The organism is Acidovorax sp. (assembly GCF_046341535.1).
Classification (GTDB): Bacteria; Pseudomonadota; Gammaproteobacteria; order Burkholderiales; family Burkholderiaceae_C; genus Acidovorax.
In genome coordinates, this window is sequence record NZ_JBKDRI010000077.1 from 1 (window position 1) to 7,916 (window position 7,916).

General features: G+C 63.5%; 10 protein-coding genes. 7 read left to right on the forward strand and 3 right to left on the reverse strand.

Annotated features, from left to right (window positions below; all coding sequences use genetic code 11):
• Window positions 1–256: 256 nt before the first annotated feature.
• The 3 genes from ACK543_RS05155 to flgA all read right to left on the reverse strand — a co-directional run bounded on the left by ACK543_RS05155 (window position 257) and on the right by flgA (window position 1,865).
• Window positions 257–637, reverse strand: coding sequence for a hypothetical protein (locus ACK543_RS05155; protein WP_409941779.1), 381 nt, complete (start codon window positions 635–637; stop codon window positions 257–259).
• A gap of 57 nt (window positions 638–694) precedes the next feature.
• Complete coding sequence (gene flgM / locus ACK543_RS05160) at window positions 695–1,015, reverse strand: flagellar biosynthesis anti-sigma factor FlgM (RefSeq protein WP_409941780.1); 321 nt, start codon at window positions 1,013–1,015, stop codon at window positions 695–697.
• Between the two features lie 94 nt (window positions 1,016–1,109).
• Entirely contained in the window at window positions 1,110–1,865 is a 756-nt protein-coding gene (gene flgA, locus ACK543_RS05165; RefSeq protein WP_409941781.1) for a flagellar basal body P-ring formation chaperone FlgA, read from the reverse strand.
• Between the two features lie 235 nt (window positions 1,866–2,100).
• Here flgA and flgB point away from each other — a divergent pair, with 235 nt between their 5' ends.
• From flgB to ACK543_RS05200, 7 genes are all read left to right on the forward strand, one after another.
• Window positions 2,101–2,547, forward strand: coding sequence for a flagellar basal body rod protein FlgB (gene flgB / locus ACK543_RS05170; protein ID WP_409941782.1), 447 nt, complete (start codon window positions 2,101–2,103; stop codon window positions 2,545–2,547).
• A gap of 41 nt (window positions 2,548–2,588) precedes the next feature.
• Complete coding sequence (flgC, locus tag ACK543_RS05175) at window positions 2,589–2,993, forward strand: flagellar basal body rod protein FlgC (protein ID WP_409941783.1); 405 nt, start codon at window positions 2,589–2,591, stop codon at window positions 2,991–2,993.
• 17 nt (window positions 2,994–3,010) lie between these two features.
• Window positions 3,011–3,664 (forward strand): flagellar hook assembly protein FlgD, encoded by a 654-nt coding sequence (locus tag ACK543_RS05180; protein ID WP_409941784.1) that lies wholly within the window; start codon window positions 3,011–3,013, stop codon window positions 3,662–3,664.
• 55 nt (window positions 3,665–3,719) lie between these two features.
• On the forward strand, window positions 3,720–5,000 hold the full coding sequence (gene flgE, locus ACK543_RS05185; RefSeq protein WP_409941785.1) for a flagellar hook protein FlgE: 1,281 nt from the start codon (window positions 3,720–3,722) through the stop codon (window positions 4,998–5,000).
• Between the two features lie 52 nt (window positions 5,001–5,052).
• Window positions 5,053–5,793 (forward strand): flagellar basal-body rod protein FlgF, encoded by a 741-nt coding sequence (gene flgF / locus ACK543_RS05190; protein ID WP_409941786.1) that lies wholly within the window; start codon window positions 5,053–5,055, stop codon window positions 5,791–5,793.
• Window positions 5,794–5,991: 198 nt separating this feature from the next.
• The gene (gene flgG / locus ACK543_RS05195) at window positions 5,992–6,774 is read left to right on the forward strand and encodes a flagellar basal-body rod protein FlgG (RefSeq protein WP_409941787.1); all 783 of its coding nucleotides are present in this window, start codon (window positions 5,992–5,994) and stop codon (window positions 6,772–6,774) included.
• 54 nt (window positions 6,775–6,828) lie between these two features.
• On the forward strand, window positions 6,829–7,524 hold the full coding sequence (locus tag ACK543_RS05200) for a flagellar basal body L-ring protein FlgH (RefSeq protein WP_409941788.1): 696 nt from the start codon (window positions 6,829–6,831) through the stop codon (window positions 7,522–7,524).
• The last annotated feature ends 392 nt before the right edge of the window (window positions 7,525–7,916 follow it).

The following is a 7,916-nucleotide window of genomic DNA, read 5'->3' on the forward strand; positions in this document are numbered from 1 at the left end:
GACGGTCGAAAGATCAGTGGACTGACGCAGATCAACGCCGTACAAAAGTCGCTGCTGTGCGCACTGAAGCTTGCCGTGCCAACCCCTGGAGCCATCCAGAACCCGCATTTGTAGTCTGCGCTTTGAAACGCGAATTCAATCAAATCAAGCACTTGCGTGCGTGAACTGTCGAACTTGGGGAGCCCGCGCCAGCGCAAACCGCAGGGAGTTTTGCAGAGGTTCCTTAACGGCCGCAAAAACAATCCAACGAGGTGAATCAACCCGGCGAACGGTAGATGCGGGCCACACCAGGCTTTGTGGCGCGCAGACCCAGCCCGTTGTCGTACGTGGTCGAGGAGGAGTCGGCCTGAGGGACCAGGGTGGCGACCTGCCGATCCGTCACGACCGAAAGCCGCGCGATGCCTTCACGCTGCATGGCCATCTGGCTGGCCACGGCATCCATGCGGCGCCTGATGGCAACGGGTAAGGGCGGCTGCCCCTTGCGGGAGGCATGCTCCACTTCCTGGGCAAAAACGCTGGCGGCATCTCGCAGCGCCGTGCTGTGCGCCTGCACGGCCTGAGCGTCTGACGCCAAAAGGGCGGCAGACATCTTTTCAAGAAGCTGTTCTACGGTAGTGAGGGACTCTTGCAGGGACATGGCGCATTGTGCGTTGGATGCGCTGTCAAACCAAGATCAGACGGTCAGATGGGCCAATCAACCGCGCGAGCGGACGATGATTTCCTGTGCGCCGGCCAGCAGCTTGTCGGCAACTGCTTCTGCATCCACTGAAAACGTACCGTTGTCGATGGCTTCGCGCACGGCCTTGACCTTGCCGGAGTCAAACACGCCAGAGGAGCGCTGAGCAGGATCCAGGGCTCGAACGGTGGTCGAAACCGTCACGGGCACACCGGCGGCGGGCGCAGCTGCTGCGTCCTTGACGGCGCCTTCAGCGGCAGTCGCTGGCGCCTTGGCTTGCCGTGCAAGCCCTGACGGCGCTCCTGCGCCCGGAATTTCCGGTGATTGACCTATTTTCATCGCTCTCTCCTGGAGTCCTTCCAACGCGAGGACTCGGTAGCAATGTTTTCGACCCGTTTGATCGAGACTTTAGCGATTTATGGCCCTTGCGTCATCAAAGGGCGATTTCAACTGTTCCGTTTTCCGACACCAATCCAGAAACCACGCGCCCATTATCCATTCTGACGCGCGCAGTTTCTCCGGCGCCGGCCGCCGTCAGCGCCTGGCCAGCGGCTGACACGGCATACCCCGGCCCGCGCGCGACCACCTTGACCTGTGCGCCTGCCTGAAAAAGACGCGGCGCCCGGAGCATGGATTGGCGAAGCGCCTGCCCCGCCACAAGCTGCCGCGAGGCCAATTGACCTACCCACAGGTCAGGACTGGCCACCACCGGCGCGCTTTCGGCAGCCCAGTCCACTTCAGACTCTATCGCATCGCCAGCCGCCAGCGGGGTCCCTGGCGCGACATTGCCCACCAACACCCAGGCTGGCCCGAAGGCCTTGACTGTGACGGGAAGAAACACATTCCAGTTGGTTGCACCCTGCACGCAGCGCAGCCCCAGGCGCGTGCGCCCCCAGAGCTTCGCACCGGGGGGCAGGTAAGGCTCTACCCGGGCGCAGGGCGCCAGACGCAGGCGCGGGTCGAGCTCGCCCACCACCACTTCCATCCGCAGCGGTGCGCCGGACGACGGCACGCGGGTGAGGGCATCGTTGAGCCAGCGCTGCGTGATGGGGGCCAGTTCGCTGGCCGGGTCGGCCACGGCTTGCGCGAACGCAACCCCGGCCATGCAGGCGGCCATGGCTGCCGCAGCCTTGAGCCATCCGCGCAAGCGCAACGCCGCACGGGCCAGACCGAGGGGGTGGGCAGTCATCTTGTTGCTTGGCATAGACCGGACTCCTGACGGGAAGGTTGGCCGCACGCCGAAAACTCCGCGCGCGACTTTTTCACACCCAGAACTCTAGGCAGAAACCGCCATGGCGAAGCGGCGAACTGCGCGCCGATTTCCTTGCACTTCGGGCTTTAGAAAAACGGGCCGGTTTTCATAATCAATGCACGCCCAGCCTCCGTCCGGAGCCCGGGCAACGCAATCCAGGTGTGAGGCTCACATGCTTGACAAGATGACAAACCGGCTGGACTTTCACGGCAACGCGCTGATTTTGCGCGCCGAGCGCCAGCGCATCATCGCCAGCAACATCGCCAACGCTGATACCCCTGGCTATGCGGCACGCGACTTCAAATTCAGCGACGCCCTGAGCGCAGCGACATCGTCTGCATCGGCCCCTGGCGTGACACGCCTTGCCACGGCCGGATCCGTATCCACCCAGGGCGCCACCAATCCGCGCCACATTCCGCTTTCCACCGTTTCCACGGCCGGTGACGCGCGTGGCAGGCTGGGCTATGCGGTGCACTCGCAGCCGGCGCTGGACAACAACACCGTTGACCTTGACCGTGAGCGTGCCAACTTTGCGGACAACTCGGTGCGCTACGAGGCGACGCTGCGCTTCATCAACGGCAGCGCCAAGACCATGCTCAGCGCCATCCAGGGCCAGTGAACTGCCGCGCAGCCAAACAGCCCAGAAAGCGAGACCCCATCATGTCCATGTTCTCCATCTTCAACGTCTCCGGCAGCGCCATCAGCGCGCAGTCGCAGCGCCTCAACGTGGTGGCCAGCAACCTGGCCAACGTCGATGCCGTGGCAGGGCCGGACGGCAAGGCCTACAAGGCCCGCCAGCTGGTGTTCCAGGCCGAGCCCATGGGCGCGGACAGTGCCACGGGCGTGCGCGTGACGAGCATCAGCGAGAGCGATGCACCCGGCCGGCGGGTCCATGACCCCAGCCATCCCCTGGCCGACGCCGAAGGCTATGTCAACCACTCCAACGTGAATGCGGTCGAGGAAATGGTCAACATGATCTCGGCTTCGCGCTCGTACCAGAACAACGTCGAGGTCATGAATACGGCCAAGACGCTGTTGCTCAAGACCCTGCAAATGGGCCAGTAACCCCCGGAAGGCTTCACATGATCAACAGCGTGACCAACACGGCGGCCCCCGCCTCCGCACCAACCACCAAGGCGAGCTCGGTCACCAACGCCGATGCCGCACAAGACCGGTTCCTGAAACTGCTGGTGGCCCAGCTGAACAACCAAGACCCGATGAATCCGCTGGACAACGCGCAGATGACCTCGCAGATGGCGCAGATCAACACTGTGACCGGGATCCAGCAGCTGAACTCCACGATGGTGGGTATCGCCCAGCAGTTTGGCGCGCTGCAGGTCATGCAGGGGGCATCCATGATCGGCCGCTCCGTGGTCATCGAGGGCGACCGCCTGCCCGTCGAAGAGGGCGTAGGCCACGGCATGTTTGAGCTGAGCGCCGCCGCTGGCGATGTCAAGGTCGAGATCCTGACCCCCGGCGGACAGCTGGTGGGCACGGTCAATCTGGACGCCAAGACGGCTGGCCGCCACAAATTCGACTGGGATGCCAGCAAATACAGCGGTAACACGTCCGATTTGCGCTTCAAGGTCACCGCCACCAACGGCAATGTCGCGGTGGCCTCCACGCCGCTCATGCAGTCCAAGGTTGTCGCCACGGGCGCTGCAGACGGCAAGCTGACGCTGGACCTTGCCACCGGCGGAACCATCACCTACGACAAGGTCAAGGCCATCGTCTGACCGTACCGCACCACTTCGCCACGCAGTAACCGATCGCACCTCCAAGGAGAACCCCATGAGCTTCCAACAAGGCTTGTCCGGCCTGAACGCATCCAGCAAGAACCTGGACGTGATCGGCCACAACATCGCCAACGCCAATACCGTCGGCTTCAAGGCCTCGCGCGCCGAATTTGCAGAGATGGTGTCTTCTGCCATTGGCACTGCCAGCGGCAAGAACGGCGGCATTGGGGTCGAGGTGGCCGACGTGGCGCAGCAGTTCACGCAGGGCAACCTGTCCATCACGGGCAACAGCCTGGATGTGGCCATCAATGGCAATGGCTTTTTCACGCTGACGCTGCCCGACGGTTCCCCTGCCTACACCCGCGCCGGTGATTTCAAACTGGACAAGGCGGGCAACATGGTCACCAACAGCAATGCCAAGGTCATGGGCTACCCGGTGGACCCGACCACGGGCCTGCGCACGGGTACCGACCCCATCCCGATGGTGTTCCCTACGGCGGAACCGATTCCGGCCAAGCAGACGACCACCATCACGGCGGCATTCAACCTGGATGCACGCGCCAAGGATGCGGCGGGCATCCCAACAGCAACGCCGCCTGTCCCGGCCACGCCGCGCGCTACCTACGGCACCTCGATCAACGTGTATGACAGTCAGGGCGTTGCCAAGCCCGTCAGCCTGTACTTTCAAAAGACGGCCACCAACAACACCTGGGACGTGTACGACAAGCTGGACGACGCGACGGCCACCCCCCCGGTGGTTGCCACGCCGATCGGCCAGATCACATTTGACAACAACGGCAACATCACCGGCCCGGTCGCCGCGCCTCCGGCCACCGGCTTTGCGCTGACGCTCAGCGTCAACCCCACGCCACCCAACCCGAACAACCTGCCCGCGTTCAATGTGTCGGTCAACCTGGACAAGGTCACGCAGTTTGGCACCAAGTTCGCTGTCTCCAACCTCAACCAGGACGGCTACACCGCAGGCGACCTCACCGGCATCAACATCGAGAACAACGGGATGATCATGACCCGTTACTCCAACGGGGTGACGCGCTCGGAAGGGCAACTGGCCCTGTCGAACTTTCGCAACACGCAGGGGCTTGCCGACGTGGGCGGAAACAAATGGGTGGCCACCTTCGAATCGGGTCAGGCCGTCTCAGGCACCGCCACCGATGGCAACTTTGGCGCGGTGCGTTCAGGCGCTCTGGAAGACTCCAATGTGGACCTGACGGCTGAGCTGGTGAACATGATGACCGCCCAGCGGGCATACCAGGCGAACGCGCAGACCATCAAGACGCAAGACCAGGTCATGTCCACCCTGGTCAACATGCGCTGACGGTCAACGCAGCCCTGCCTGACCACGGATTTGAACCGAAAGCCACTGCACCATGGACCGCATCATCTACACCTCGATGACAGGCGCCAACGCGGCAGCGCACCGTCAGGCCGTGCTGTCGAACAACCTGGCCAACGCATCCACCAACGGCTTTCGGGCCGAGATGTCCACGTTTCGCGCCGTGCCCTTGCAGGGCGATGGCTCCAAAACGCGGGTGTTTGCGCTCGAGGCCACTTCCGGCTATGACGACAAGCCCGGCCCAGTGCAGCGCACGGGCCGCGACCTGGACGCCATGGCGATGGGCAACGCTTGGTTTGCCGTGCAGGGGCTCGATGGCATCGAGGCCTACACACGGGCCGGCATGTTCGAGGTCTCGCCCCAGGGCCAGTTGCTCACACCCAGCGGTCTGCCGGTGCTGTCGGACGGCGGCGCGCCAATCGATGTTCCACCCGGCTCGGCCGTGACGCTGGGTAGCGATGGCACCGTGACCGCCAAGACGGCAGGGCAGCCCGCGCAGACCATCGGTCGCTTGAAGCTGGCCACACCCACGCCCGAGGACCGTTTGCAACGCGGTGGCGACGGTCTGTTTCGCACCACCTCGGGCGATCCGATGCCCAACGATGCCAACGCCCGCCTGCTGGCAGGCGCTGTCGAAGGCTCCAACGTGAACGCGGTGGAGTCCATGGTCGGCATGATCGCCGCCTCGCGCCAGTTCGAGCAGCAAATGAAGCTGCTGCAGACCGCCGAGACCAATGACAAGAACGCCAGCCAACTGCTGAGCATCAACGGGTAGAGGTGCCCATGCTTTCCCCCCAGGCGGCGTTGCCCCTCCCCCCTTTCCCGACGCGCTGGCGCGAGGCCGGGGGGCGACGCCAACCCACGCCAGCCAAGCGCCACATGCCCGGCGCGGCAGCCCTTGCGCGGCCTTTGCCGATATCTGCCGCGCCAGTCCCACGGGCACCGGCCCTTTGAACCGACCGAGGAACCCACGATGATCAATTCACTCTGGATCGCCAAGACTGGCATGTCTGCCCAGCAGACCAACCTGGACGTGATCTCGCACAACCTGGCCAACGTGTCGACCACGGGCTTCAAGCGCAACAACGCCGTGTTTGAAGACCTGATCTACCAGAAACAGCGGCAGGTGGGCACCAACAACGACGAGCAAAACCAGCTACCCACCGGCCTGCACCTGGGCCTGGGCGTACGCACCGCCGCCACCAGCCGCAACTTCATGCAGGGCAGCCTGCAGGAGTCCAAAAACAGCCTGGATGTGGCCATCAATGGCAGCGGCTTTTTCCAGCTGACCATGCCCGACGGCACCATCGGCTACACCCGCGATGGCTCGTTCCAGGTGGACTCGCAGGGGCGCCTGGTCAACTCCAGCGGGCTTCCGGTGGCAAACGGCATCACCATACCGCCCAACGCAACCAGCATCAGCATCAGCAACGAAGGCGCAGTCTCTGCCATCGTGCCGGGCAACACGCAGCCGCAGCCCTTGGGCAACATTGCGATGTCCAACTTCATCAACCCCGCCGGGCTGGAGCCTGTGGGCCAGAACCTGTTCAAGGAGTCGGCCGCCTCGGGCCAGCCCCAGCAGGGAACGCCGGGCACCAATGGCCTGGGATTCATCCGCCAGGGCTTTCTCGAAGCCTCCAACGTCAACGTGGTCGAAGAGCTGGTGACCATGATCCAGGCCCAGCGCGCGTACGAGATGAATTCCAAGGCCATCCAGACCTCCGATCAGATGCTGGCCAAGCTGGCCCAGTTGTAACGGCCCGCCCTGCAGCTTGCGAATCGAAGCCCCTTTTCAACCAGGACTTTCGCCATGATCCATTTCCATCGCCTTGTGCGCGCGACCGCCAGCGCCGTCGGCGTTGTTGCGCTCTGTGCCGGTTGCTCAAGCCTGTCGCCGCCGCCGCCGGTGGATATCCTGCCCACGCTGCCACCGCCGCTGTCGGCCGCACCACGCTTCGCGCCACCGGTGACGGGTGGTCTGTTCCATAACGCCAGCTACCGGCCCGCCTTTGAAGACCGCCGCGCCCGGCTTGTGGGCGACACGGTCACCATCCAGATTGTGGAGAACGTGACGGCCAGCCAGAAGTCTTCATCCACGGTGGACCGCTCATCCAACGTGTCCGGCAAGATCACGGCCCTGCCGTTTGCCAAGGCCAGCCTGACCGGCAAGCTCGGGCTGGGCGCAGAATCGGAAAACACCTTCGCGGGCAAGGGCGGCACCGAAAGCGCCAACACCTTCCAGGGATCCATCACCGCACTGGTTGTCGATGTGCTGCCCAATGGCCACCTTGTCGTGGCAGGCGAGAAACAGATCGGCGTGAACCAGAACGTCGATGTCCTGCGTTTTTCGGGCATCGTCGACCCCCGCTCGATGCAACCCAACAGCATCATCAACTCCACCCAGGTGGCCAATGTGCGGGTCGAGTCGCGCGGCCGCGGCGCGCAAAACGAAGCACAGGCCATGGGCTGGCTGGGGCGCTTTTTCAACACGGCCACGCCGTTTTAGAACATCCTCGCCAGAGAATCCGTCGCTTTGCGGCCTGCAGGCGCGCATGGGTGATCGAAGAACCGCGGCAGGCACGGGGCCCGGGGCCACACCAGCGCAGACCACCCCCAGTGGTGCTGCGTTCGGCCGCACACGGCGGCGCTCCGCACGGGCCAAGCTCGGGCACGGCCTGGGGTCAGGCAGCGCTTGATCATTTGCTATGTTTTTAGTAGCTAAAAGCACTTGTGCGTCGTGCGTAACCGGTCATTTTTATTCGCGGATTCACAGACAAAGTGCATCAGATGGCAGTTTAATGGGGGTGATCTCCAGGCCGTAAAACACCTCATGAGGGGTGCGGTATCCCAAGCACTTTCTAGGCCTGTGGTTCAATGCGTAAACCGCATTATTGACCT